Origin of the sequence: Fructobacillus tropaeoli (assembly GCF_001047135.2) — a bacterium.
Lineage (GTDB): Bacteria > Bacillota > Bacilli > Lactobacillales > Lactobacillaceae > Fructobacillus > Fructobacillus tropaeoli.
This window is the reverse complement of the sequence record NZ_DF968081.1, coordinates 125,917-151,202: the sequence shown is the minus strand read 5'-3', so window position 1 is coordinate 151,202 and position 25,286 is coordinate 125,917. Positions and strand designations below refer to the sequence as shown.

Annotated in this window: 23 protein-coding genes and 3 tRNA genes; 24 read left to right on the top strand and 2 right to left on the bottom strand. The window is 44.5% G+C overall.

The features are described from left to right. Positions 1-7: 7 nt before the first annotated feature. On the bottom strand, positions 8-1,150 hold the full coding sequence (locus tag AOQ32_RS04790; RefSeq protein ID WP_059393836.1) for a 5-methyltetrahydropteroyltriglutamate--homocysteine S-methyltransferase: 1,143 nt from the start codon (positions 1,148-1,150) through the stop codon (positions 8-10). Positions 1,151-1,656: 506 nt separating this feature from the next. On the opposite strand from AOQ32_RS04790, the gene AOQ32_RS04785 reads away from it, so the two are divergent. From AOQ32_RS04785 to AOQ32_RS04755, 7 genes are all read left to right on the top strand, one after another. Next, entirely contained in the window at positions 1,657-2,214 is a 558-nt protein-coding gene (locus AOQ32_RS04785; RefSeq protein WP_059393835.1) for an NADPH-dependent FMN reductase, read from the top strand. Next, the gene (locus AOQ32_RS04780) at positions 2,192-2,539 is read left to right on the top strand and encodes a CHY zinc finger protein (RefSeq protein WP_338066427.1); all 348 of its coding nucleotides are present in this window, start codon (positions 2,192-2,194) and stop codon (positions 2,537-2,539) included. The genes AOQ32_RS04785 and AOQ32_RS04780 overlap by 23 nt, the downstream gene beginning before the upstream one ends. 109 nt (positions 2,540-2,648) lie before the next feature. After that, complete coding sequence (locus AOQ32_RS04775; protein ID WP_059393834.1) at positions 2,649-3,356, top strand: AzlC family ABC transporter permease; 708 nt, start codon at positions 2,649-2,651, stop codon at positions 3,354-3,356. Beyond that, entirely contained in the window at positions 3,343-3,672 is a 330-nt protein-coding gene (locus tag AOQ32_RS04770; RefSeq protein WP_059393833.1) for an AzlD domain-containing protein, read from the top strand. Before AOQ32_RS04775 ends, AOQ32_RS04770 begins: the two co-directional genes overlap by 14 nt. A gap of 82 nt (positions 3,673-3,754) precedes the next feature. Then, a complete protein-coding gene (locus AOQ32_RS04765; protein WP_059393832.1) occupies positions 3,755-4,681 on the top strand; it encodes an L-lactate dehydrogenase in 927 nt (308 codons plus the stop codon). A gap of 101 nt (positions 4,682-4,782) precedes the next feature. Then, positions 4,783-4,855 (top strand) — tRNA-Asn (locus tag AOQ32_RS04760). Between the two features lie 193 nt (positions 4,856-5,048). Next, positions 5,049-5,121: transfer RNA gene (locus AOQ32_RS04755), tRNA-Asn, on the top strand. A 73-nt stretch (positions 5,122-5,194) separates the two neighbouring features. Here AOQ32_RS04755 and pnuC read toward each other — a convergent pair. Then, on the bottom strand, positions 5,195-5,962 hold the full coding sequence (gene pnuC / locus AOQ32_RS04750; protein ID WP_059393831.1) for a nicotinamide riboside transporter PnuC: 768 nt from the start codon (positions 5,960-5,962) through the stop codon (positions 5,195-5,197). Positions 5,963-6,188: 226 nt separating this feature from the next. Between pnuC and AOQ32_RS04745 the strand changes: the two genes are divergently transcribed. From AOQ32_RS04745 to AOQ32_RS04665, 17 genes are all read left to right on the top strand, one after another. After that, a complete protein-coding gene (locus AOQ32_RS04745) occupies positions 6,189-7,457 on the top strand; it encodes a NupC/NupG family nucleoside CNT transporter (protein ID WP_059393830.1) in 1,269 nt (422 codons plus the stop codon). A 283-nt stretch (positions 7,458-7,740) separates the two neighbouring features. Then, positions 7,741-8,331, top strand: a complete 591-nt coding sequence (locus AOQ32_RS04740) for a hypothetical protein (RefSeq protein WP_059393829.1) — start codon at positions 7,741-7,743, stop codon at positions 8,329-8,331. 319 nt (positions 8,332-8,650) lie between these two features. Continuing rightward, positions 8,651-11,332, top strand: coding sequence for a valine--tRNA ligase (locus AOQ32_RS04735; RefSeq protein ID WP_059393828.1), 2,682 nt, complete (start codon positions 8,651-8,653; stop codon positions 11,330-11,332). A gap of 141 nt (positions 11,333-11,473) precedes the next feature. Continuing rightward, positions 11,474-12,448, top strand: coding sequence for a beta-ketoacyl-ACP synthase III (locus AOQ32_RS04730; protein WP_059393827.1), 975 nt, complete (start codon positions 11,474-11,476; stop codon positions 12,446-12,448). A gap of 141 nt (positions 12,449-12,589) precedes the next feature. Then, positions 12,590-13,354 carry a CAP domain-containing protein gene (locus AOQ32_RS04725; RefSeq protein ID WP_059393826.1) on the top strand — a complete coding sequence of 255 codons (765 nt, stop codon included), beginning with the start codon at positions 12,590-12,592 and terminating at the stop codon, positions 13,352-13,354. Between the two features lie 210 nt (positions 13,355-13,564). After that, a complete protein-coding gene (locus AOQ32_RS04720; protein WP_059393825.1) occupies positions 13,565-14,728 on the top strand; it encodes an LCP family glycopolymer transferase in 1,164 nt (387 codons plus the stop codon). Positions 14,729-14,837: 109 nt separating this feature from the next. Continuing rightward, positions 14,838-15,782 (top strand): Ppx/GppA phosphatase family protein, encoded by a 945-nt coding sequence (locus tag AOQ32_RS04715; RefSeq protein WP_059393824.1) that lies wholly within the window; start codon positions 14,838-14,840, stop codon positions 15,780-15,782. Further along, positions 15,775-17,013 (top strand): hypothetical protein, encoded by a 1,239-nt coding sequence (locus AOQ32_RS04710; protein ID WP_059393823.1) that lies wholly within the window; start codon positions 15,775-15,777, stop codon positions 17,011-17,013. The genes AOQ32_RS04715 and AOQ32_RS04710 overlap by 8 nt, the downstream gene beginning before the upstream one ends. Continuing rightward, complete coding sequence (locus tag AOQ32_RS04705) at positions 16,994-17,965, top strand: hypothetical protein (RefSeq protein ID WP_059393822.1); 972 nt, start codon at positions 16,994-16,996, stop codon at positions 17,963-17,965. The genes AOQ32_RS04710 and AOQ32_RS04705 overlap by 20 nt, the downstream gene beginning before the upstream one ends. Positions 17,966-17,991: 26 nt before the next feature. Beyond that, positions 17,992-18,714, top strand: a complete 723-nt coding sequence (locus AOQ32_RS04700; protein ID WP_059393821.1) for an NAD-dependent protein deacylase — start codon at positions 17,992-17,994, stop codon at positions 18,712-18,714. Between the two features lie 99 nt (positions 18,715-18,813). Continuing rightward, entirely contained in the window at positions 18,814-19,827 is a 1,014-nt protein-coding gene (locus AOQ32_RS04695; protein WP_083994415.1) for a cation diffusion facilitator family transporter, read from the top strand. 423 nt (positions 19,828-20,250) lie between these two features. Next, positions 20,251-21,651: an Nramp family divalent metal transporter gene (locus tag AOQ32_RS04690; RefSeq protein ID WP_059393861.1), complete on the top strand. Its 1,401-nt coding sequence runs from the start codon at positions 20,251-20,253 to the stop codon at positions 21,649-21,651. Between the two features lie 451 nt (positions 21,652-22,102). Further along, on the top strand, positions 22,103-23,491 hold the full coding sequence (locus AOQ32_RS04685) for an Nramp family divalent metal transporter (RefSeq protein WP_059393820.1): 1,389 nt from the start codon (positions 22,103-22,105) through the stop codon (positions 23,489-23,491). 56 nt (positions 23,492-23,547) lie between these two features. After that, a complete protein-coding gene (locus AOQ32_RS04680; RefSeq protein ID WP_059393819.1) occupies positions 23,548-24,009 on the top strand; it encodes a universal stress protein in 462 nt (153 codons plus the stop codon). A gap of 118 nt (positions 24,010-24,127) precedes the next feature. Then, positions 24,128-24,745: a cadmium resistance transporter gene (locus AOQ32_RS04675; protein ID WP_059393818.1), complete on the top strand. Its 618-nt coding sequence runs from the start codon at positions 24,128-24,130 to the stop codon at positions 24,743-24,745. 7 nt (positions 24,746-24,752) lie between these two features. Continuing rightward, positions 24,753-25,103 (top strand): ArsR/SmtB family transcription factor, encoded by a 351-nt coding sequence (locus AOQ32_RS04670; RefSeq protein WP_059393817.1) that lies wholly within the window; start codon positions 24,753-24,755, stop codon positions 25,101-25,103. Positions 25,104-25,185: 82 nt separating this feature from the next. Further along, positions 25,186-25,269, top strand: a tRNA-Leu gene (locus AOQ32_RS04665). Positions 25,270-25,286 lie beyond the last annotated feature (17 nt).

Sequence of the window (25,286 nt, the reverse complement as noted above, 5' to 3'; positions counted from 1 at the left end):
TGTCCACCTATCCCCAAATTTTTTCGGCCGTGTCGACAACTAATTTAATCTTGGCCCATTGTTCATCTTCTGTTAGGTGGTTGCCTTCTTCAGTCGAAGCGAAACCGCATTGTGTACTCAAAGCCAAGTTTTCCAAAGGAACGTATTGGCTAGCTTCCTTGACCCGGTCAATCAAAACTTGAGGGTCTTCTAGCTCAGGCTTCTTTGAAGTTACCAAGCCCAAAACAACTTCCTTGCCGGCAGGAACCTTTGCCAATGGTGCAAAGTCGCCAGAACGGTCGTCATCGAATTCCAAGTAGAAGGATTCGACGTTTTCTTGAGCTAAGAGGGTATCGGCAACAGTATCATAGCCACCAGTTGCTGCCCAAGTTGAGGCATAGTTTCCGCGGCAAACGTGTGTGCTAACACGGAGGTCTTCTGGCAAGTTTTCCAATGACAGGTTATTGATCTTTAGGTATTCTGCCTGAAGTTCATCAACACCCTTTTGGTCGATGTTTTGTTCTGCCCAGAAATCAGTGTCGGAGAGCATACCCCAAGTACAGTCATCCAACTTAATATCGCGACAACCAGCTTCATAGAGGGCCAAGTAGAGGTCGTGATAGGCGGTGGTCAAATCAGTGATAAGGTCTTCGTGATTTGGGTAAAACTCATTCAAAACAGCAATGTTTTCCTCGCCGCGAACCAATTCAGCGTAGGCCTGGGCTGGAGAGGGGATGCTTTGACGGGGGATAACATCCAAATCCTTGGTGATTTCCTGCAAGTATAAGAAGGCCTTCAAATCAGGATGGTCTTTTGTAAAGCGAATCTTACCGTCGACTTGGGCTGATTCGGCGCGCGTTTCAACATCGTGGAAAAGGTAGCCGTGGGCGACATTTGTCTTTTTAATACCTTCAAAGCCCCAGAAGGTATCCAAGTGCCACCAGTGACGACGGAATTCACCATCTGACACGTAGTGGAGACCGGCCTTGACTTCCTTTTCGACGAGGTCCTTGATTTCTTCATCTTGAATTTTAGTCAAGTCAGCTTGGCTGATTTTGCCGTCGGCGAAGTCTTGTTGGGCTTGCTTTAAGCGGGCTGGTCGTAAGAACGAACCCACGATATCAAAATGAACGGGGGTCTTGGTCAATGTTGCTACTGCTGTTTCTGTCATGTCTCTTCTCCTTTTTCTATACACTAAAAAGCGCCCCCAGGTTTAGATTTTTCAATCTGAACCTAGAGGCGCATGTAAACGCTGTACCACTCTACTTCACTGGTCTTGTGACCAGCCTTAGTCGATACACCAATGGGGGCTATATCGCAACATGATAACGGTTGTTAACCGTAGCCGGCTTATCACAAAGTACTCGCCGCACTATGAACCGCTCCTGGACCATTTTCATCCGTAGCCAATCCACCGTGTCTCATCAAATCACGGTTTTCTGTAGAATCGCTTGCGGATTACTCATCCAATCACTGCAGTTGTTATCTTGGTTATGAGTATAGCATTAAAAAAATATGAGTCAACAGTGAATTTAAAATTTATTTTTTGTATAAGCCGAAAAGTTTATAATAGGCACCAAGACAAAAAGCCGCGAGAGCTCTTTTGTAATGGACTTTGTTGATCTCGTAAATGGGACTTTTTATTTTTAAGAAGGCTCTCAAATTACTGGAGAAAAAATGAAAAAAATTGCTGTAATTGTCGGAAGTAATCGAACAAAGAGTGTTAGTCGGCGCTTAGCTTATTGGTTAGCCCCACAGTTGAGCAACCAAGAGATGAAAGCTGAAGTAGTTGATCTAGCCACCGTTGCCTTGCCGTTTTTGGATGAACCTGAGCTGCCATCTGAGGGTCATTATCAAAATCAGTCCACGATTGATTGGTCGAACCAAATCAAAAGCTATGATGGGGTGGTATTTGTCGCGCCTCAATACAATTGGGGTTATCCTGCTGTTTTGAAGAACGCGATTGATACACTCTATGCTGAGTGGCGGGGGCTACCGGTTGCGACCGTCTTCTTTGGCGGCCATGGTGGCTTTCAGGGTGATTTGGCCTTTTCGCTGGTTTTGCAGGGCGTAAAGGTTAACCGCTTGCCCGTCAACCTCCGCTTGAACCTGGCAGTTGGCCAGGTCACAGAAGAAATGTCGGCAGCAGAAGTAGCAGAACTCTTGTCGCCATACCAGGACCAGGTTGCATTGCTGCAGTCGGCCTTTCAAAATGAGTTGCGTAACCATGAATAAACGCTTTTTTGGTGCCAAACAAGTGGCAATGGTAGGCCTAGACATCGGTATCACTGGGACCTGTGCCCATTACCATTCGGATGTTGATATTGCAGGCCTGCGCTGTAGCCGATGCGAGGAGTATTTTGCCTGCTACCAATGCCATGATGCATTAGAAGACCACCACTTTGTGCCGATGGCAAAAAATTCGGCTGAGCCAGCAGTCCTCTGCGGGCGTTGCGGTCAAGAATTAACTTATCAAGAATATAAGACGGGCGCTTGTCTGAACTGTTTGGCACCCTTTAACCCACGTTGCGAAATCCACGAAGACCGGTATTTCTGCTGAGTGGTTTTTTATTTTGCCTGCTCTTTTGCGGCCTGGACAGTCATGGCAGTCGTCCCTATAATAACTTTATAGAGAAAAAGATTAAAAAGAGATGAAAAGAGGAAGTGGGATGGACGATACCTTAACCGCTCGGGCCGGCTGGCGGGATGCCTTGCCGACCGTTTTTGGTTATATTGGGATTAGTATGGCCTTTGGCATCGTGGCTAAAGCGGCGGGGTTGAGTACCTGGTTGATCGTGCTGATTTCAGCAATTGATTATGGTGGTTCGGCCCAGTTTGTCTTGGTCACGATGGTCGGCTCTCATAGTTCGATAGTGGCGATTGCCTTTGCGGTTTTTCTGGTCAATGCTCGGATGATTTTGATGAGCATGACGCTAGCCCCCTATTTCAACCGGTATTCGCTTTGGCGGAATATTTGGCTGGGCACCTTTGTCACGGATGAAAGCTTTGCTTTAGGGATGAGTAAGGTCAATGTTAGTCAAAATCGGCTTAGTTTTCCTTGGTTTAACACGGTTAACTTGGTCTCGTATGCCAGTTGGTTGTTGGGTACTTTTTTGGGTGCAGTTGTGGGCGGGCTGGTAACGGATCCTAGCAAGTTTGGTTTAGACTTTGCCATTACGGCCATGTTTATTGGTCTATTAATAGCGCAAATTAGTTCGGATAAGACGATTAAATTGGCTTTACAAGTAGCCGTGGTTATCTTCGTATTGGTGTTGATTTACCTATTTTTGATTTTTGTACCAAAGAACTTTGTCGTCTTACTGGTAACGATTTGTGGCAGCTTATTTGGGATGGTGATGAAACGTGTCTTTGACTAATTATATTCTATTAACAATTATTGCTTGTGGGTTCGTGACCTGGGTATCGCGGATATTTCCCTTTGTCATGCTGAAAAAGTTTAATTTACCAGAAGGGGTTCTCGAATTTTTAAGCTTTGTTCCAATCACCATCATGGCTGGTCTTTGGTTTGAAAGCTTATTTGTGCAACATTTGGGGCACCTCCCTAGCATCAATTGGCCGAATCTATGGGCTTCCTTACCGACAGTAGCGACGGCTGTGGTCACGAAAAATCTCTTGCTCACGGTGGTGGTTGGTGTGGTTTCGTTTGCAGTCTTAAACTTAATCGGATTTTAAATTAAAATTTTCTCATAAAGCCCTTGACGGCCTTGTTTTGAATGATTATCATTGGCACAACAACAGAAAAGGGGAATTGTCGATGCGAAAAATTGGAATTATTGGAATGGGCCATGTTGGTTCAACGGTGGCGCATGGTTTGATTGCCGAAGGCGTAGCGGATGAGTATGTCTTCATTGATAAAAATGAGAAGAAAGTCCAAGCTGATGCTCTGGATTTTGAAGATGCCAAGACGAATTTGAACAACAGTTTTTCTGTGACTGTCAATGACTACCAAGCGTTGGGGGATGCGGACGTCATTATCTCAGCCATCGGTAAGATTGAATTGCAATACGATAACGTCGAACATGACCGCTTTATTGAATTGCCACACAACGTTGAGCAGGTAAAAGAAGTTTCGGCCAAGTTGAAGGCTACTGATTTTTCCGGGGTTTTGGTGGTGATTACTAATCCTTGTGATGCCATTGCCGCTGTCTATCATGCAGAAACTGGTTATCCGAAGGAAAAAGTGCTTGGAACGGGAACGCTTTTGGATACAGCGCGAATGCACCGGGCAGTTGGCTCAGCCTTCAATGTTGATCCACGTTCAGTTGCGGGTTATAACCTGGGTGAACACGGAAACTCACAGTTTACGGCTTGGTCAACGGTATCCTTGCAGGGACAACCAATTACCAAATTAGCGGCTGAACAAGGAATCGATTTGGCTGCTATCGAAAAGGATTCTGTGGTTGGTGGCTATACGGTGTTTGATGGTAAGGGCTACACTTCTTATGGGATTGCGACGGCTGCCATTCGTTTGGCCAAGACAGTGGTTCAGGATGCGAAGACGGAAATGCCAGTTTCTCATAAGCGTCCGGAATTTGCCTCTTATCTTTCTTATCCTGCCATTGTCGGTCGCGAGGGGGTTGTTGCCTACTCACAATTGGATTTGACGGAAGAAGAATTGGCTAAGTTGCAGAAATCAGCTGACTCGATTCAGACTCAATTTGAAAAGGTTGTTGCGCATTAGAACGGCGTTTACACTGATAATGGTTCTAAAAATTAAATAATTTTAATAAAATGCTTGACTAATTATTAGACGTTATGTATTATAAACGTATGGTAATTAATTGCTCCGTAGTTCAGTTGGTAGAACGCCGCACTGTTAATGCGAGGGTCGCTGGTTCGAGTCCAGCTGGGGCAGTCCTAGCCAAATCAGTGTTGGTTGTCACTTGACAACCAACGCTTTTTTATTTTATAAATTAGAATAAAAAAGATTGGTGAATTTATTTGTTCGGAATGGCTATCGTCAATTGATGAACAATAAATTAAAAATATCTCATAAAATCCTTGACTAATTGTTGGACGTTATGTATTATAAACGTATGGTAATTAATTGCTCCGTAGTTCAGTTGGTAGAACGCCGCACTGTTAATGCGAGGGTCGCTGGTTCGAGTCCAGCTGGGGCAGTAGTGGGTAAAGTAAAAAGACGGTGGTTGCATGAAAGCAACCGCCGTCTTTTTGCGTGCTGTTGAAACTGATTTTATAAAGAAGGTTGACCGGGCTGGGCCTTCTTGTACCAATACCAAGTTCCATAGAGGGCATTCAATAAGATAATGACCTGAAGGACAAACATGGAACTGGCATAGGCGTCGTGAATCAAAAAGATATTGCGGTACCAGACAATGACTTGTATCACGTCGGAAGCCAACCAGGCAATCCATTGAGAACGGAAACCGTATGTCATTAAGATTTGGCCGACGATATTCAATGGAAGGACGGCCGAATCCAGGTAAATTTGAAGGCCGTTAAAGTGCTTGGAAAAAGCGACGACCGTTATATAAGAAAGAATGGTGATTAAAGTTGTGATGAGAGCGGTATGCAGCGTTAATTTACGGGAAGGAAGCTCCTTCTCGGCACCGCCGCGATAGCGGGCCCAGGCCGCAATACCGATAAACTGCATGATAAATGCGAATCCCTGGGAGGTGAAGTCACCATAAGTTCTTGAAAACAGGGCAACAATCATCCATGTTGCCGCACCAATTAATCCCCAGAAGTAATTACTTTGCTTACCCTGGTCGACTAAGGCGAGGTTGATCAGTGAACTAACCCCCGTTGAGACGGTCAACCAGGCCATCCCATTAAAGCTGCCACCGATTAAAAAAGTGGCGACTTGGGCGACAATCATTAATAATAGGAGCGCCTTCGTCATTTTACTGAGGCTGACCAGATCTTGTATGATCCGTCTAGGCGACATTGTCTCCTTAAAAATCAGCCAGAAGCTCGTCTTGTTCTTTACATTCTCCATCATTGTTTTCTCCTTGTTGTTTTTTAGGTGCCGTGACGGAAGCAACGCACCGGTTTGTAATCGCTCTAGTATACTCCCGAAAAAAGCGAACGTATCAATTGATTTTGTGGAAACGTTCGCTTTAAATGAAAATTAAATCGCTTGAGGATGGGATGGAGAAGCCCTTTGCGTGCTATAATTGATATGTTTGAAGAAACCGTGATTTTTAAATTTAAGGGAGTATCACATCATGTATTTGTTCATTAACATCATCGGTCTTTTGGTGTTTATCGCCTTGGCCGTCTTGTTTTCAAAAAACCGTTCAGCCATTAATTGGAAGTCGGTTTCAATCATGGTTGTCACCAACTTGGTCTTAGCTTGGCTTTTGACAGGCTTTCCGTTGGGTCGGAGCCTTGTTAAGGGAGCCGCTTCTGGCTTTGACAGCTTGATTTCTGCTGCCAGTGCTGGAATTGACTTCGCTTTGAAGCCAACTGGAATGGCTTTGCCATCAAACTTCGTTGTTTCAGCGTTGTTGCCAATCCTCTTGGTTGTGCCATTGTTTGACATTTTGACTTATATCGGGGTCTTGCCATTTATTATTAAGTGGGTTGGTCGCGGTTTGTCAAAGCTTTCCGGTCAACCTAAGTTCGAATCATTTTTCTCAGTTGAAATGATGTTCTTGGGAAACACGGAAGCACTCGCGGTTTCTGGTATCCAATTGAACCAGATGAAGGCTTCACGTAACTTGACGTTGGCGATGATGTCAATGTCTTGTGTGACGGCATCAATCCTTGGTTCTTATATGCAAATGATGCCTGCAATGTATATCTTGACTGCTGTGCCAATCAACGTGATTAACGCTTTGATTGTGACATCAATCTTGAACCCAGTTGAAGTAACTGAGGAAGAAGATACCATTGCGACAATCGGTACTGCTGCTCCTGCAGCAGAAAACGCTGAATCTGGCTCACAAGAATTAGCACAAGAAGAAATCGAAAAGGCTGAAAAGCCAGCACGCGAACCATTCTTCTCATTCTTGGGCGACTCAATCTTGGGCGCCGGTAAGTTGATCTTGATTATCGCTGCCAACGTGATTGCCTTCGTTGCCTTGGCTGCACTTGTCGACAAGATTTTGGCTTGGGTCAACCCTTGGTTGTCATTGGAGCACATCTTGGGAATTGTGATGTTCCCATTTGCTTGGTTGATGGGCTTCGGCAACCAGACTGCCTTCGATTTGGCACAATTCATGGGAACGAAGTTGGTGACCAATGAATTCGTTGTCATGGGTAAGGTAACTGGTGAAATTGCTCATTACGCACCACACTATAAGGCAGTTTTGACGGTCTTCTTAACGTCATTTGCCAACTTGTCAACAATCGGTATGATTATCGGAGCCTTCAAGGGCTTGGTTAACAAGGAAAAGAACGAAGTGATCGCTAAGAACGTTGTTTACTTGTTGTTGTCTGGAATTTTGGTTTCATTATTCTCAGCAGCAATGGTTGGTCTCTTTGTTTGGTAAAAGTTTGTTTAGAAAGCACCCGAAAGGGTGCTTTTTCTTTTGCTGAAAATTGGCTCTTTTCACAAAAGCCTGCTAAAATAAAAGAGTGAAGCTAGTTTAGCTAGCCAGAAATTTTCAGACAAACAGTAGCTATTTGTTTGATGATTAGTAGCAATATCAAGTACAGAATAGCCAAGGACGGCCGAATCATTTCAGCTGTTATATTTCGATTTAATCCCAAAATGTTTAGATAAAAAGAGCGGATTTTACGGAAAATGGTTACTGGCAAAGGAAGGTTCTATTTATGTTATCTCGTTCTCAACGGCGGAAGACGGATGGCCGTAAGCGTCGATTTTATAAGCAATGGTGGTTTTGGTTAATTCTTGTTTTGATTGTCGGTGGGGTGGCCTTTTACATGATTGGGTCAGCTTCATCTAAGAAATCAAGTGATACACCAACACCGGATATTTCATACTCATCGTCTAAGAAGCATACTTACGACTTTGGTGATTCGTCATCATCTGATTCTGACGATACAGACGATACAACAACGTCTTCAAGTTCAACTAATAACACGGCGGCATCTAATTCAGCTGCATTAGCAGCAGCACAATCTTCTGCAGCTGCTGCACAGTCTGCTGCCGCTGCGTCGTCTTCAAAAGCTGCAAAAGATGCAGCTGATGCGAAAGCGCAATCTGATGCTATTGCTTATCTCCAACCGTTTCAAAATGCTGTAACGAGTGCTCAAGCGGCAGTTACTGCTGCACAAAATAAGGTTAATAGTGCAACGAATGATAATGATAAGCAAAGTGCACAGAGTGCGTTGAATCAGGCAAATGGTCAGCTACAGGCGGCTCAAGCGGCCCTCCAAGCAGCACAGAAGAAGGTTGCTTAATACGCAAGTTCTTGTATATAAAAGGTTATGAAGGATTAGTCATGGCATAAAATTAGCTTGACTATTTTCATGGTCCTTTGTACACTTAGGGAAGCTAATGAGGAGTACACAAGCGCAGCTGTGAGAGACCTAGTGGGTGGTGAAAACTAGGACTGTTAATGTGGAAGGTTGCTTTGGCGTTAAAAATGTTAATGAATGAGTGGCTATCAAAATTGTCGATAGCAATTTAGGTGGTACCACGTGTAAGCGTCCTAATCGAAAGATTAGGGCGCTTTTTATTTTGGACCACAGGCCACATTACTATTAAAGGAGATTTGCTATGCGTGAAGTTGAAATGTCAACCAAGTACGATCCAACAGCCGTTGAGGCTGGCCGTTACCAAGACTGGTTGGATAATGATTTGTTTGCACCAGAAGCAAATCAGGCCATTCAGGGTCAAGAACCAGAACCTTACTCAGTGGTGATTCCACCACCAAACGTTACCGGTAAGTTGCACCTTGGTCATGCCTGGGATACAACTTTGCAGGATATGTTAATCCGGCAAAAGCGGATGCAAGGCTTTGATACATTGTGGTTGCCAGGAATGGATCATGCTGGTATCGCTACTCAAGCTAAGGTTGAACAACGTCTGCGCGAACAAGGTGTTTCCCGCTATGATTTGGGTCGCGAAAAATTTGTCGAACAAGTGTGGGACTGGAAAAACGAATATGCTTCAACCATCAAGCAACAATGGGGCAAGATGGGCTTGTCGTTGGACTATAGCCGTGAACGCTTTACATTGGATGAAGGGCTAAACCAGGCGGTTAACAAGGTCTTTATCGATTTGTATAATAAGGGTCTGATTTACCGTGGTGAATATATTATTAACTGGGACCCACAGGCTCGAACGGCTTTGTCAGATATTGAAGTCATTTATCAAGATGATGAAGGTGCCTTCTACCACGTCAAGTATCCATTTACGGATGGTACAACGTTGAATGGTAAGGACTATATCGAAATTGCTACAACGCGTCCAGAAACGATGTTCGGAGACGTTGCCGTTGCTGTTCATCCATCAGACGAACGCTACAAGGACTTGATTGGCAAGACGGTTAAGGTACCGCTTGTTAACCGTGAGATTCCAATTATCGCTGATGAATATGTTGAAAAAGACTTTGGAACTGGAATGGTCAAGATTACGCCAGCCCACGATCCAAACGATTTCCAAGTCGGAAATCGTCATGATTTGGAACGCATCAACACGATGACGGAGGATGCTCATTTGAACGAAAACGCCGGCAAGTATGTTGGCCTTGATCGTTTCGAAGGCCGTAAAGCCATGGTCGCTGATTTGCAAGAACAAGGGTTCATGCTTGAAGTAGAACCACTGGTTCACTCAGTTGGCCACTCTGAACGGACAGGTGTTCAAATCGAATCACGTCTTTCAACACAGTGGTTCGTTAAAATGGAGCCATTGGCTAAGCAAATTTTGGCCATGCAGCAAAATGCTGACGAAAAGGTAAACTTTGTTCCTGGTCGATTTGAAGATACCTTTACCCGCTGGATGGAAAACATCCGCGACTGGGTAATTTCACGTCAACTCTGGTGGGGCCACCAAATTCCAGCCTGGTACAAGAACAAGGGAACGGACCGAGAAGAAATGTACGTTGGGACAGAGGCGCCTGGCGCTGATTGGGAACGTGACCCAGATGTTTTGGATACTTGGTTCTCTTCAGCCCTTTGGCCATTTTCAACGATGGGCTGGCCAAACGACTTGGACGGCGACTATGCCAAGTACTATCCAACGAATACCTTGGTAACTGGTTATGATATTATCTTCTTCTGGGTTGCCCGAATGATGTTCCAAGGAAAAGAGTTTACTGGTCAACGACCATTTAAGAACGTCTTGATTCACGGCTTGATTCGTGATGGTGAAGGTCGCAAGATGTCAAAGTCATTGGGTAACGGTGTTGACCCAATGGACGTGATTGAAAAGTATGGTGCCGATGCCTTACGTTGGTTCCTGGCAACGGGTTCAACACCTGGTCAAGACGTCCGCTTTACTTATGAAAAGATGGATGCGGCCTGGAACTTCATTAACAAGATTTGGAACGTTGCCCGCTATGTCATCATGAACCTCGATGATGACACGAAGGCTGAAGTGCCAGCTAAGGACCAACAAACGCTGGCCGATCAATGGATTTTGGACCGCTTGAATGCAACGGTTAAGGAAGTTTCTGAAAACTTCGAGAAGTTTGAATTCGGTGAAGCTGGTCGGGATTTGTACAACTTTATCTGGTCTGATTTGGCCGATTGGTACGTTGAAATGACTAAGGAATCATTGAATGGCGATGGGGATAAAACAGCTGTTCAGCAAACTTTGGCCTATGTTTTGGATCAAACGTTGCGCTTGCTCCAACCAATCATGCCGTTTGTTTCTGAAGCTATTTGGCAAGAAATGCCACAGCAAAAGGGCAAGGATGAACACCTCGGTATCCAAGCTTATCCTGTTTACCAAGAATCTTTGGCGAATGCTGAAGCAGCCGCTTCCTTCAAGTCTTTGCAAGATTTGATTGTTGCTGTTCGTAACATCCGCGCCGAAGCAAAGGCACCAATGTCAAAGCCAATCAACGTGATTATCAAGGTCACGGATCCAGCATTGAAGTCAATCTTTAATGAAAATGCGGACTATATTGATCGCTTTGTCAAGCCAGAATCTTTGACGATTGATACGGACGTGACTGTGCCGCAATTGGCCATGTCACAGGTCATCACTGGTGCGGAAGTTTATGTCCCGTTGGCTGGTTTGATTGATATTGAAGCGGAAATCAGTCGCCTCCAAGGTGAAGCTGACAAGTTCCAAAAGGAAGTTGCTCGTGCCAATGGTAAGCTTTCAAACGAAAAGTTTGTCAATTCGGCGCCTGAAAAGGTTGTTGCTGCCGAACGTGAGAAGCTTGCTGACTGGGAAGAAAAGCTTGCTTCAACTCAAAAGCGCATTGCTGATTTACAAGCGCAAGGGTAAAATAACTGAATAGTAATAAAAATCCTCACCTTTGGTGGGGTTTTTATGTTAGGTTAATATGAGCCGTGTAAATTAGTAAGACGATTTACACATATTGACGAAGTTCCAAGATGGATTGGTTTTATTTATATAGGTAATAATATGTTTGGAAGTAAAATAATCGCCAGTGGTCATTATGTGCCAGAAGATGTTGTCACGAACGATGACTTGGCGAAAGTGATTGATACTTCGGACGAATGGATTGTCAGTCACACCGGAATACAGGAACGGCATGTCTCTTTACAAGGGGAAAATACGTCTGATTTGGCAACGAAGGCGGCCCAGCAAGCGCTAAACGAAGCAGGTGTTTCGGCCGAAGAAGTTGATTTTATCATTGTAACCACTTTTACCCCGGATGGCCTGGCACCTTCAACGGCAGCTTTGGTGCAACGTAATTTAGGAGCCAAAAAGGCCTTTGGCTTTGATCTATCAACTGCTTGTGCCGGCTTTGTTTTTGGTTTGACGACAGCCGATAACTTTATGAAGACTGGGCAATACCGGTATGGCTTGGTGATTGCTGCTGAAGTGAACTCGAAGATGATGGATTTCCGTGATCGAACGAGTACCGTTTTCTTTGGTGATGGTGCTGGCGCTGTTTTGTTAGCCCCTAGCGAACAAGGCGAAGTCTTGGCCACTGATTTGCATACGATAGGTGATGCAGATGTTGTCCATTCCGGTCGAATCGAGCCATTAACATCTTTGAGCGCCGACAACTATCCAAAGATTGATGCCTTTTTTCAGGAAGGACGGATGGTTTATCAAGAAGTGACCACTTTGATTCCAAATCATATCCAACAATTCTTGGCAGGGCAAGACTTAACAATTGATGATGTGGACTATGTGATTTTGCACCAAGCCAACCTGAGGATGATTGAGAAGGTGGCTGATGCCTTGAATCAACCAATGGCAAAGTTCATCACGAACGTCGAAAAGTATGGTAATTCGTCCTCTGCGGGGATTGCGATGGCCTTTGACCAGTTGCGAGAAAGTACGGATTTAGCAGAGAAAAAGGTCTTGTTGACTGGTTTTGGAGCAGGTTTTACCTATGGCTCTTTGCTCTATAAGGGCTCTTTGTAATTCAAAAGAGTCAAATGTAATGTCTGTGTAACATTACAGAAAGGGGCCAGCAATAACCAGTGTCTAAAATGAATATATAGATTAAGCGTAAGTTAAGCACTTACTAATCAAACATAAGCAGAAAAAATGGAGATGTCTCTCATGAAGAATAATATTACCAAAACTATTTTAGCGACGGTGGCTGGTGCAGCTGCATTTGCAGGTGCCGGAGCAGTTGCTTCAGCCAACGATATTACTGTTAAGGCAGGGGATACCTTGTCACAAATCGCTGCCAACAACAACACGACTGTTGATGACTTGGCTTCAAAGAACAACATTCAAAACGTTAACTTGATTTTTGTTGGTGACATCATCAAGACTGATGGAACCGCTGCTGGGACAGCCGCAGCCGCAGCTGCTAACACAACTACGGCAACTGCTCAGACAGAAGCTGCAGGTACTGCCGCTGCCGCAGCTGCTACTGCTTCTTCAGCAACTACTCAAACACAAGCTACTACAAACACAAACACTCAAGCACAAGCTGCTACTACTTCATCTTCAGCTAACTACAGCACTTACTCAGCCGGTGCTAGCGGTTCAGTTCAAACAATCATCAACGCTATGAACGCTAAGCGTGCAGCTGCTGGTTTGGCACCTGTATCATACGATGCTTCATTGGCTGCTCGTGCACAATCACGTGCTGAAAACGCCGTTGCAAACGGTGGTTTGCCAACTGGTCACATGCAACAAGTTGCTGGACCTGAAGTTGTGGCAATCGACTGGGCTCCAAGCCAAGTTGTTGATGCATGGTACAACGAAACTGGTATGATTGCTGCACCAGCTCACCGTAACTGGTTGATGAACGCCAGCTTCACAAAGGTTGGATTTGGAATCGTTGACGGTACTATCGTTGGTATCGCTGGCTAATCTTAACCGATTAATCTTAATTTAAACTAAAACACTTACATTAGTATGTAGGTGTTTTTTTGTTTAAGAAAAAGTTAAATGTGGATAGTAAGTAGACAGATAGCTCCATATTTTATTGATTCAACTACATTTGTGGTAAGATAAGGAAACATGAGAGCGCAGCCAGGAAGCGCGCAAATACGGCGAAAAAAATGGAGTGTCGAAGTTCTTATGGCAGATCAAAATAATAATGAATTTTCACGGCAACGGCGGTTTGATGAAGTCCGTCAAACAAAGAAAAAGAAGAGTCGTGTGAAACGTTGGATTTTATATATCCTACTTGCCATCGTGGTTGGTGTAATCGGATGGGGTGCTTACCTCTATAGCGAATATAAAGGTTCCATTGATTCAATTCAAAAATCGGCTAAAATTTCAAAGACCCGAGATGTCTCAAGTTTGATTGCCCAGGGCAAGTCATTCTCAATTTTGATTTTGGGAACTGATACTGGAGAACTTGATCGTGATCGAACAGGTTTGAGTGATTCAATGATGGTAGCCACCGTCAACCCAACGGAAAATAAGGTCACGATGGTTTCAATTCCACGTGATATTATGACAGCAATTCCAGGTGATGAGGATACCTTCCCACAGAAGTTAAATGCTGCTTATAGTTTGGATGGCGTTGGTGCTTCCATGAAGGCTGTTCAAAACTACTTAAACGTGCCAATTGATACTTATGCGCTAGTTAATATGAAGGGCTTGGAAACCTTGGTTAAGAAGGTTGGCGGTGTTTCAGTTAAATCCCCACTTTCCTTCCAATATAGTCAAGCAACAGCTCATGATTATGGCCCTGATTTGTATCGTTTCCACAAGGGTTCTACTTCTTACGAGAAGTCAACCGATAACGGTGTGACTTGGTCAGCAAGTAAGACAGTGATGGACGGTGATGCCGCCTTGGCCTTTTCACGGATGCGCTATGATGATCCGCAGGGTGATTATGGTCGTCAACAGCGCCAACGCTTGGTATTGGAAGCAATGCTAAAGAAGGCAGTGAACGTCAAGACGTTGATTGATCCAAGTTTCGTTAAGGCAATTTCAAAGAATGCCCAGACTGATTTGTCCTTTAACGACATTGTTAAAATCGCCCAGAAGTACCGTGGCGCTGTGAAGAACCAAGTTTCTGACCATTTGCAAGGTCAGGGCGTGATGTACGAGGGTGTTTCTTACCAAATGGTGCCAACCTCTGAAAAGCAACGGGTAACCAATCTCTTAAGGTCTCAGCTTGGTTTGAAACATAAGGAAACTGGTTCCCAGTTTGCTAGTGATGTGCCATCCGATCAGTTACGTTCAGCAGCTTATGCTCTAGCACAAATTGGTGAAAAATTAGTTCAATAAATCTTTGAATCAAGAAGTCAGCTCGCGGTGATAAAAACGCCTCGGCTGGCTTTTTTCTTTCCGATTATTCGTGTTATACTGAGTAATAATCAAACGATTGGGGTCTGATATGCAAGATAGAAAAATTGCCATTATCGACTTGGGTAGCAATTCGACGCGGTTAGTCATTGAAAAATTACATTCAAATGAAACGTATACGGAGATTTTGCGTGTAAAAGAAGATACAAGACTTTCGCAAAACATGGGGCGAAATCTGATTTTACAAGAGGAACCGATGGCTCGGACCATTAAAGTCTTGCAAAAGTATCGACAAAAAATTGAAGACTACGAAGTTAGTGAGGTTTATGCCATCACAACGGCAGCCGTGCGTTCTGCCAAAAATCAAGCAGAATTCCTGGAGCGGGTCAAAGACGAAACAAAAATCAGCTTCCGAGTCTTGACCGGCCAAGAAGAGGCCCACTACGATTTTCTCGGCGTCAGAGAAGCATTGCCAGATGTGCTGAATGGTGTCATTCTAGACACTGGTGGTGCATCCGTCGAATTAATTCCTTTCAAAAATGGCCAGGCGTTAGCCGAGGTTTCGGTTCCTTTTGGTGCTGTTAACCTTTCGGAGCGCTATCACTTGGCTGACACGATTGATGCAGCCAACATTGAGCAGGCGAATGTGGATATTCAGGCTGCTTATCGCCAGTTGCACTTTATTGATGACTGCCAAAACCTACCGGTTATTCTTTTAGGGGGGGCAAATCGGTCGTTAGCAAAAATGGCCGAAGAAAAAGAATTGGTTTACCATCCGAAAGCCCTTCATGGCTTTATGATGCCAGCTAACCAGGTTGGCGAAATTTTTCATCAAATTGCTCAGATGTCACGAACTGAGCGGGAACACCTCGCCGGCTTAGAAAAAAACCGGGCCGATATTATCATATCGGGCCTGTTGCCGGTATTAAACCTGATTAGTGTTTTAAACGCCCCCCAGGTAATTTTTTCAGAATCTGGTGTCCGTGAAGGCCTAATCGAAAGCCTGTTTGAGGAAAAAGAGCAAATTAATGACTAAAAAATTTTACGAATTAACGCCAGAAGAACGACTCGACTTATTGAACTTGCCAGAAGAATTGATGGCGCGGTTCGTAAAAGACCAAGAGGTCGCACACCAGGATTTGGTGGAAAATTACTTGACTGATTTTGCCCTCCCAGAGGGAATGGTTCGGCATTTAGTCTTGGATAACCAGCCCTATCAAGTGCCAATGGTTACTGAGGAACCATCCGTCATCGCAGCGGCTAATAACGGTGCCCGTTTGTTTAAGATGGGTAGTGGCTTTAAGAGTGCTGGGACCAGCCAGGCAATTCTGGGTGGTCAAATTCTCTTTGAACACATTGATTTTGAGCAGCTACAGTCCTTTGTAACTGCCAACGAATATGAAATTTTCCAGGCAGCCGAAGAGGCCAAAACAAGCCTTTACCGTCGTGGTGGTGGTTTACGGAGCATTAACCTCCGCCATGTTAGTGGACATCGAGCAAGCCTTGATATTTTAGTGGATACGAGCCAGTCGATGGGGGCCAATGCCGTTAACACTATTTTGGAGAGTATTCGATTGATCTTTGAACCCTTTGATGACCAAATTTTAGGGGCGATTTTGACCAATGCAGGTCACCAAAGTGTTGTGAGCGTCACTGGTCGTGTGCCAGTGACAGCGTTAGGTGGCTTTGACGCTGCACAGCGGATCGTTGACCTAGCTGATTTTGCCAAAGTTGACCCTGACCGGGCAGTTACTGAAAATAAGGGCATCTTTAACGGCCTATCCGCCGTTGTTTTGGCCTTGGGAAACGATTGGCGCGCGGTTGAAGCTGCAGGCCATGCCTATGCCAGTCGGAATGGTCAATATCAGGCCTTAACCAACTGGCGGGTGAGCGATGACCATGAATTCCTGGAAGGGGAGTTTTCTCTACCACTGAACCTTGGTCGTGTTGGTGGCGCCATTGCCGGTCTTACTAAAGCACAAGATAATTTAGCCTTATTGGGCAATCCAACATTGGATGAAATGAAGAAAATTGTTTTGTCTGTCGGCCTTAGCTCCAACCTGGCTGCCTTAAAGGCGATTGCTGGCGAAGGTATTCAAGCCGGGCACATGCGGATGCAAGCTCGGTTACTGGCCATTTCAGTCGGTGCAAAGACAGATGAAATCATGCCGTTGGCTAAAAAATTAACCAAGGCACCAGCAATTAACGAAGAAAATGCAAAAAAGTTATTAGGAGAACTGCGTCACCATGAATCCGAAGTTAAATGAGCTCTTAGAGCAGGCAAATCAGGTCTATCCTGGTACCGTGATGACCCGCGTGGGGCAGAAGCAAGATGGGCTGCTCCGCATGGACCGTGCCGAACAGTCTGCTTTGGCAGACCGCCTGTTGATTGAGGTGCCCGACCAGACGGAAGCTGATTTTGTCCTGGGAAATGAACTCTTGCAGTTAGTTTTGACCCTGAACGGCATTACGCCACAGATTTATTTTGCTTTGACCTTTAATGATGAGGATTTGGACCAACAGCTAATTACGATTGCGACTCGCTTGCATCGGACTGTTTTGCATGCCATTACTTATCAAGAGTTGGCCAAGCAAGGTTTCTTGACTGCTGATACGGTAGCTGCCTTCTTGGCCGGCGTTAAAGATGAATTGTCAGTCGAAGCAGCCAATGTTGATGGTGAGGACCTCTTCCGCTTGCTAACGGTTTTGGACGCGCAAGTCTTTTTGGCAGCTGCTGATAAGGCTGGTTTGGCTGATTTGGCAGCGGACGTTTTCGCAACGCTAAAAGAGGATTATCCACGGGCTACTGCTCAGGCCGAGAAATTAGTCGCACCAATTTTGGCGGCTAATTTGAAGGATTCTCGGCAAATCCGCAAGCAAATGGTTCGCTTGTTTACTGGGCTGGATGAAAGCTTAACCGAATTAGAATTGCCAACGGTCAATGCTAACCAGTATGTGACTTTGACGCCCGTTTTGTCACAGCGCCAGTTGGATGGGCCGGTTGCCAACCTCTATGAAGTCTTCCATTCCGAAATGACTGATTTCCAAACGAAGGAAACGGCTTTTGTCGGTGTCGGTAAGCAAGACCACCAAAATACCTTTGTGGTGACGCCACCAAAGGATGAGGCCGATCGACCAAAGTTTTTCACCGAACTATACCAAACTTCTGTTAAAGAACTGTTAACAAAGTTGGCTTTGCCATATATTTTGCGTCAGTAACATTGTGATTGAAGGAGGGGGAGACAATGCTTGTTAGCCCAGCAATTCAAGAAAATTTTTATCAAGCAAAATCGATTGTTTTTATGACCGGAGCAGGGGTTTCGACCCTTTCGGGTATTCCGGATTATCGATCAAAAAATGGTGTTTATCAGGGACTCGACCTTGCGCCGGAGTATCTTTTGTCCGACCAGGCCTTTGCTGAAATCCCAGAAATTCAGTACAAATTTATGCAGGAAAATCTGTATTTTCCAGCTGCTAAGCCAAACATTATTCACGAAAAGATGGCTGCCTTTACCCAGACCGGTCGCGGTCGGATTATCACCCAAAATATCGATGATTTGGACGTTGCCGCCGGTGCCAAACAAGACCGCCTGATTCGTTTTCATGGCTCACTTTACGACTTGTATGTTCCTAAAGATGGCGCCAAGGCGACGTTAGCCGAATACCAGAAGAGTCTGTACCGGTCGTCTGACCACGCCAAAATCAGGCCAAATATTACCTTCTATGGGGAGCAACCAAGGCACGTTGAAGAAGCCATTTCCCGGGTACAGCAGGCTGATTTGGTCGTCGTTGTTGGAACGTCCTTTCGGGTCTATCCCTTTGCTGGACTTTTGGCTTACGCCAACCCAGCGGCAAGGTTAATGGCGGTTAATTTGACTGCCATCCCGGTGCCAAGTCAGGTTGAGCAAATTGTGGGGGATGCGGGTCAGTTCTTTGAAGAACTGACGGTCAAGTCAGCTTCCAAGTGAAAATCAACTGGTTATTTTAAACCTTTGTCTTCAAGACGAAGGTTTTTTATTTGTATTTTATATGAAAAAAGATTAATATATTTTCCAGGAGGAAGTTTTATGACGAATGATCAAGGAGACAACCGGCAAAATGCCGCTGTTCATGCACCAAGAACACCGAGTCAACAAGAAATACACGAACATCATCATGGGCACGCAGCGCCTCAGCAGCTGTCACAAAAGCCCTATATTATCGGGATTACCGTTAATCTGATTTTCGTTTTAAGTGAATTAGTTTTTGCAAAAATTGCCCACTCGACGTCCTTATTTGCCGATGCCTTTCACAACCTTTCGGATGTGTTAGCGCTTGTTATTGCCTGGTTAGCCGTCCTCGTTTTTGCAATTAAGGCGACTAAAAAGAAGACGTATGGCTGGCATAATGTATCGATTCTAGCTTCAATTTTTAATATGATTTTGCTGCTCTTTGCGGTTGGAACGATTTTTATTGAAGGGGTCCGCGACTTAATTGCCCCGGGACAAGTTCATACAAATGGGACAATTATCACCATCGTGGCGGCAATTGGAATTGTGGTGAACTTGTCAACAGCCCTTTTGTTTAAGGTTTCGGGTACGCCCGATGAACATGGCCACCAGCATGGCCAGGATTTAAATGCAAAAACGGCTTATCTGCACTTGTTATCGGATGCCGGCGTTTCCATTGGTGTCATCTTAGCAGGTTGGCTGATTGACCTAACGGGTTGGCAGCTGATTGATCCAATTGTATCGCTGATTATTGGGGTCATTATCTTGGCTTCTGCTTGGCCAGTCATGCGTGAAACGGTCAACCTGGCGATTAACGCTGTACCGGAGGCGGTTGATGAAGTTGCCATCAGCGAGTATTTGGTCAACCAAGAAGGGGTGTTGGCGATGCACGACTTGCATATTTGGCCACTTTCAACCACTGAAACGGCGTTGACGGTCCATTTATCCGTTGATGATAACGTTTTCGATGATGATCACGGTCAGGAGTTTTTAACTCGAATTGAAGATGATTTGAAGGCTGATTTTGCCATCCAACACGTCACGATTCAGTTAGAAGCAGCCGAACACAAAGAAAATTGTAATGTGATTTAAGGTGGTCGATCGGGCTAATTTGCCCGACGGCGCTTTGATTGAAGACAAAATTTAATAAAAGAGATAAAACGCCAAGATGCTTGCTATCATGGCGTTTTTCTTTTGAAATTTGAATGGCTATCAGGTTGAAAAATCAGTTTAGGCTTGACCTGAGCGCTCACCAGTGTATGATTAACGAGAACTTAGGAAGACCAATCGGGTTAACTAGCTTTCATAAGACTTCAAGTTTGTGCTTGGCGGACGTTATGAAAATTATTTAGCACTTGCATCCTTTTCGGCCAAAAACTTGTTGGCCTTTTTCGGCATTTATTAAGTATATATATTTACACTGGCGCGAAAAGAAAATGATGATTTTCAAGACAATTTAATTCGTTTGACACCTTCCTGAGGAATCTAACTTTCCAAAGGAGAATCATTATCATGATGGTACAACAAACCGCAGATAATCAGCCACATGGCGCATTGCTCATGCAAGGCGGCACTCAGAATAAAAGCCTGGAACAGGTGAACGGTACAATCGCCGTCCCGAAATCAGGTTCGTTCTGGCGCCGCCTCCTCGCATTTTCAGGGCCGGGCGCATTAATCGCTGTCGGCTATATGGACCCTGGCAATTGGGTGACATCCGTTCAGGGTGGGGCATCTTACCATTATCTCTTGATGTCAGTCGTGATGCTGTCTGCTGCCATTGGTATGCTGTTACAGTATCTGGCTGGTAAATTAGGGATTGTAACCCAAGAAGATTTAGCTCAGGCAACGGCTAAACGAACGAAGAAAGCGACACGGTATTTTCTCTGGTTTATCACGGAACTTGCCTTAATCGCGACAGATATCGCCGAAGTAGTTGGTGGGGCAATTGCCTTAAACCTGCTCTTTGGCTGGCCGCTCTTGCTGACCGTCATCATGACGGCCTTTGATGTCATCTTATTGCTAGGGCTGATGAAGTTCGGCTTTCGTAAAATTGAAGCGATTGTCATGACCCTGATTTTAACGATTTTATTTGTTTGCTTATATTTGGTTTTCTTATCAAAACCTGATTTGGCCGGCGTATTTGGTGGCTTAATGCCACAAAAAGAAGTCCTTTCAACGCAAGCAATCCATGGCTTGTCGAGCCCATTGTTCTTAACGGCCGGCATTATCGGCGCTACGGTAACACCGCACAACCTTTACTTGCATTCATCAATTGTTCAGACCCGTAAAGTTGATAAGAAAAATCCTGCCGAGGTTAAAGAGGCGATTAAGTGGATGGCGTGGGATTCCAATGGTCAGTTGACCTTAGCCTTTATCGTTAATGCTTTGCTCCTGATTGTTGGAGCGGCTCTCTTTTATGGCCATGCCAATGAATTGGCATCCTTCAAAGGCATGTACTTGGCCTTGCAAAATCAGCAAATGGCTGGTGCGATTGCCTCGCCCTTTCTCTCAACGCTGTTCGCGGTGGCGCTCCTGGCATCCGGACAAAATTCAACCATTACTGGCACCTTAGCCGGTGAAATCATCATGGAGGGTTTCTTACATTTTAAGATTCCGATGTGGTTGCGGCGCGTGATTACGCGTGGCGTTGCACTCATACCAGTGATTGCCATTGCTGTTTTGTATGGCGGTAACGAGCATGATTTGGATGCTTTGATTACCGGAACGCAAGTTTTTCTCTCCGTTGTTTTGCCATTTTCGATGGCACCGCTCCTGTATTTTACTTCCTCAAAGAAAATCATGGGGCAGTTTGTGAATAAAAAGAGCGTGACCGTCATTGGCTGGCTCTGCTTTATTGCTCTAACTGTGATTAATATTTGGCTGGTTTTGGAACAAATGGGTCAGTGGTTTGGTTAGGAAAAACGACAATGATTCTGATTTAATTTAGAATAATTCCTGTTTTTATTGTGAAAAATCAGGAGAAACCACAAAAAGATTAAGTGAATTTTAAATCATTTATGATTCTTTAAGGCTGATATAACAGCCTTTTGGCCAAAAATGTTGCAATAGGTTTGCAACATTACAAAAATATCACTTGACCTTAGAATTGTCAGGTGTAATATTTACTATAGACTTAGGAAGAAGTCATTGAGTTAAGTAGCTTTCATAAGCTTTCAACAACCAAGTTGAATGAAATCCTTTATGAAAATTATTTAGCACTTGAAAAAAACAACACATGGTAGACGGACCAGTCTGCCTAAATTTCAATGAGGTCAGGGTGGCAGACTGCCCTTTTTGCTTTGGTCATTTTTTTCGAGTGAGAATTTGATTGCTTCGTCCCTAAGGAGAATTCCGAAGGAGAGATATTATGGATAATCCCGTAAAGAAGAGCCATTCCCTTATCGAACACACGGGCGATAAGAGTTTGGAAGAAGTAAACGGCACAATTGAAGTGCCAAAGGGCGCCCCTTTCTGGCGGCGTTTGATGGCTTTCTCAGGACCTGGGGCCCTGGTTGCCGTTGGTTACATGGATCCAGGTAACTGGGTCACGTCAGTAGCCGGTGGTGCTTCTTACCACTACTTGTTGCTGTCAATTGTTTTGATTTCTTCACTGATTGCGATGCTTTTGCAATACATGGCTGGTAAGTTGGGTATTGTTAAGCAAGAAGATTTGGCTCAGGCTACTGGAAACCGGACAAACAAGTTTGGTCGCTACTCACTCTGGATCATGACGGAGTTAGCGTTGATTGCAACGGATATCGCCGAAGTTGTCGGTGGTGCCATCGCCTTGAACTTGCTCTTTGGTTGGCCACTGTTGGTCACGGTGTTCTTGACGGCCTTCGATGTTATCTTGCTGTTGATGCTGATGAAGTTTGGTTTCCGCAAGATCGAAGCGATTGTTATGACTTTGATTATGACCATCTTGGTTGTCTTCATCTACCTGACAATCTTGTCAAAGCCTGACTGGGCATCATTGTTCTATGGCTACGTGCCACAACCAAAGGTAATTTCACCTGAATCACTTAAGGGCTTGCAAAGTCCTTTGATCTTGACTGCTGGTATCATTGGTGCCACGGTTATGCCACACAACTTGTACTTGCACTCATCAATCTCACAAACTCGTAAGGTTGATCACGAAAACCCAGAAGAAGTTCATGACGCTGTGCGTTTGATGACTTGGGACTCAAACATCCAATTGACGTTGGCCTTTGTGGTTAACACTTTGCTTTTGGTTGTTGGTGCTGCTTTGTTCTTCGGACATGCTCAAGAATTGGATTCATTTAAGGCAATGTACAACGCCTTGGGTGACTCAAAGATTGCCGGCGCAATTGCATCACCAATCTTGTCAACGTTGTTTGCCCTTGCCTTGTTGGCTTCTGGACAGAACTCAACAATCACTGGTACTTTGACTGGTGAAATCATCATGGAAGGTTTCTTGCACTTGCGCGTGCCAATGTGGCTCCGTCGTGTGATTACCCGTGGAATCGCCTTGGTTCCAGTTTTGGCTATTACCATTATTTACGGTGGTAACGAAGCCCAATTAGATAACCTGATTACTGCCACACAGGTCTTCTTGTCAATTGCCTTGCCATTCTCAATGGCACCATTAATCTACTTTACTTCTTCAAAGAAGATTATGGGCGAATATGCTAACAGTAAGTGGATTACTTGGACTGGTTGGATTTGTTTTGCTGTCTTGACTGCCATCAACGTTTGGTTGGTTCTTGACCAATTCTTCCCACAATACTTCGGCTAAATCAGGAACGATAAACGAAGTCGTAACGATGTTCTAACATTCACTGGAGGCAAATAATGGCTGAATTAAAATTAGATGTAGAACCAAAGCAATTTAAGACAATTCTTGTTGGTGTTGATGAATCAGAACAAGGCTACCACGCCTTGTCAAACGCGATTCACCAAGCCCGTGAAGATGATTCGCAATTAATTATCGCGACAATTTTGGAAATGGGTGACTTGTCAGCAATTTCTGCTTTGCACCTGGATTTCATCAAGGAGCGACGCCAAGAATTGGAAAACAATCTGGCTAAGTACCGTGATTACGCACTTTCACAAGGTTTGAAGAATGTGAAGGTTGTCTTCGATGATGGTATCAAGGCTGGTGAAATCTTAAACGATGAAATTGCACCACAGGTTGGGGCTGATTTAATCGTTGTTGGGGCCCACTCACATGAAGGCTTCTTTGAATCAATCGGTTCACAGGCTGCTTACATTGCCCGTAACGCCAAGATTTCTGTTTTGATCGTTAAGGATTAATTATTTAAAAACTGGTAGCTAATGGCTATCAGTTTTTTTGTCTTCTATACATGAATAAATTTTCATGTTATACTAAAACATAATTTATGAAAAGTTATTCATATAAAAGGAGCGGCTAATGACAACGACATTGATAACAGGATTTTTTTCATATTTAGGAACAACATCTGACTATTTCGTAATTTTAGTTTTACTGTTTGCCACTTTTCGCCAGAAGTCGCAGGTGCGGCCAATCATTCTTGGCGCCTACCTCGGCAATGCTCTTTTAGTTGGAGCAGCTTTGCTGATTGGTGGGGCACTTAAGCAAATACCGGCCGAGTGGCTTTTGGGACTCATGGGTCTGGTGCCGGTTGCTATCGGTTTAAAAAATTATTTCTCAAATGAGGGAGAAGAGGAGGGTGAGACTTTTGTTACCAAGGTCCAAGAAACGCCCAATCAGCGGATTGTTTTGACGGTCGTTTTGATGACCATTGCTGGCTGTGGTGCCGATAACTTAGCGCTCTACATTCCTTATTTCTCGCTAGCTAATTGGGCAGCCTTACCAATCATCTTTTTGATGTTTACAGCGATTTTGACAATTTGCATTTTCTTAGCTTACCGATTAGCGAAGGTGCAGAAGGTTCAAGATCTTTTTGAACGCTATGGTGATTTAATGCAATTGCTAGTCTATGTGGCCCTGGGTATTTACATTTTATTTGATGCTGGAACAGTGACACATTTACTTTCCTTGTTATAATAGGGGTATGAAAAAAGATGTCCAACATGAATTGAGTATAATTTTCAAATTGCTGGGGTCGGAAAGGCGCTTGGCCATTTTAGCCCTATTGCGCGAAAAACCTTGTTCGGTTTCTGAAATTGTGGACCAGCTCTCGATGGAGCAGTCTGCCGTTTCCCATCAGCTACAAATGCTTCGAGAAGCGCAAGTCGTGACGGTAGAAAAAGTAGGGCGGTCCGTCTACTACCAGCTGAACGATTCCCATATCTTAACTTTGCTCAATAATGCCGAGCATCACGTGGACCACGTTTTGCGGCAAATGAGCCACGCTGAAGCGGTGGCTGAAGAGCAAGCCGAAGCCAAGAAAAATCATCAATAAAATTAATCAAAGAAAATGCATATTTTTGTTGACAGATTTGTCTGCCGTTGATATACTAATATAGTTGTGAAATACAGCAAATGCCCTTGTGGCGGAATTGGCAGACGCGCTGGACTCAAAATCCAGTGGTGGCAACACCGTGTGGGTTCGACTCCCACCGAGGGCATTCATGAGAGCAAACAG

Excerpts from the sequence above, each read along its gene's own strand:
- AOQ32_RS04675 (WP_059393818.1), top strand. The coding sequence starts at position 24,128 with ATGACAACGACATTGATAACAGGATTTTTTTCATATTTAGGAACAACA.
- AOQ32_RS04735 (WP_059393828.1), top strand. The coding sequence starts at position 8,651 with ATGCGTGAAGTTGAAATGTCAACCAAGTACGATCCAACAGCCGTTGAG.
- AOQ32_RS04725 (WP_059393826.1), top strand. The coding sequence starts at position 12,590 with ATGAAGAATAATATTACCAAAACTATTTTAGCGACGGTGGCTGGTGCA.
- AOQ32_RS04705 (WP_059393822.1), top strand. The coding sequence starts at position 16,994 with ATGAATCCGAAGTTAAATGAGCTCTTAGAGCAGGCAAATCAGGTCTAT.
- AOQ32_RS04690 (WP_059393861.1), top strand. The coding sequence starts at position 20,251 with ATGGTACAACAAACCGCAGATAATCAGCCACATGGCGCATTGCTCATG.
- AOQ32_RS04715 (WP_059393824.1), top strand. The coding sequence starts at position 14,838 with ATGCAAGATAGAAAAATTGCCATTATCGACTTGGGTAGCAATTCGACG.
- AOQ32_RS04785 (WP_059393835.1), top strand. The coding sequence starts at position 1,657 with ATGAAAAAAATTGCTGTAATTGTCGGAAGTAATCGAACAAAGAGTGTT.
- AOQ32_RS04685 (WP_059393820.1), top strand. The coding sequence starts at position 22,103 with ATGGATAATCCCGTAAAGAAGAGCCATTCCCTTATCGAACACACGGGC.
- AOQ32_RS04745 (WP_059393830.1), top strand. The coding sequence starts at position 6,189 with ATGTATTTGTTCATTAACATCATCGGTCTTTTGGTGTTTATCGCCTTG.
- AOQ32_RS04780 (WP_338066427.1), top strand. The coding sequence starts at position 2,192 with ATGAGTTGCGTAACCATGAATAAACGCTTTTTTGGTGCCAAACAAGTG.
- AOQ32_RS04710 (WP_059393823.1), top strand. The coding sequence starts at position 15,775 with ATGACTAAAAAATTTTACGAATTAACGCCAGAAGAACGACTCGACTTA.
- AOQ32_RS04720 (WP_059393825.1), top strand. The coding sequence starts at position 13,565 with ATGGCAGATCAAAATAATAATGAATTTTCACGGCAACGGCGGTTTGAT.
- AOQ32_RS04730 (WP_059393827.1), top strand. The coding sequence starts at position 11,474 with ATGTTTGGAAGTAAAATAATCGCCAGTGGTCATTATGTGCCAGAAGAT.
- AOQ32_RS04740 (WP_059393829.1), top strand. The coding sequence starts at position 7,741 with ATGTTATCTCGTTCTCAACGGCGGAAGACGGATGGCCGTAAGCGTCGA.
- AOQ32_RS04765 (WP_059393832.1), top strand. The coding sequence starts at position 3,755 with ATGCGAAAAATTGGAATTATTGGAATGGGCCATGTTGGTTCAACGGTG.
- AOQ32_RS04775 (WP_059393834.1), top strand. The coding sequence starts at position 2,649 with ATGGACGATACCTTAACCGCTCGGGCCGGCTGGCGGGATGCCTTGCCG.
- AOQ32_RS04680 (WP_059393819.1), top strand. The coding sequence starts at position 23,548 with ATGGCTGAATTAAAATTAGATGTAGAACCAAAGCAATTTAAGACAATT.
- pnuC (WP_059393831.1), bottom strand. The coding sequence starts at position 5,962 with ATGATGGAGAATGTAAAGAACAAGACGAGCTTCTGGCTGATTTTTAAG.
- AOQ32_RS04790 (WP_059393836.1), bottom strand. The coding sequence starts at position 1,150 with ATGACAGAAACAGCAGTAGCAACATTGACCAAGACCCCCGTTCATTTT.
- AOQ32_RS04695 (WP_083994415.1), top strand. The coding sequence starts at position 18,814 with ATGACGAATGATCAAGGAGACAACCGGCAAAATGCCGCTGTTCATGCA.
- AOQ32_RS04670 (WP_059393817.1), top strand. The coding sequence starts at position 24,753 with ATGAAAAAAGATGTCCAACATGAATTGAGTATAATTTTCAAATTGCTG.
- AOQ32_RS04700 (WP_059393821.1), top strand. The coding sequence starts at position 17,992 with ATGCTTGTTAGCCCAGCAATTCAAGAAAATTTTTATCAAGCAAAATCG.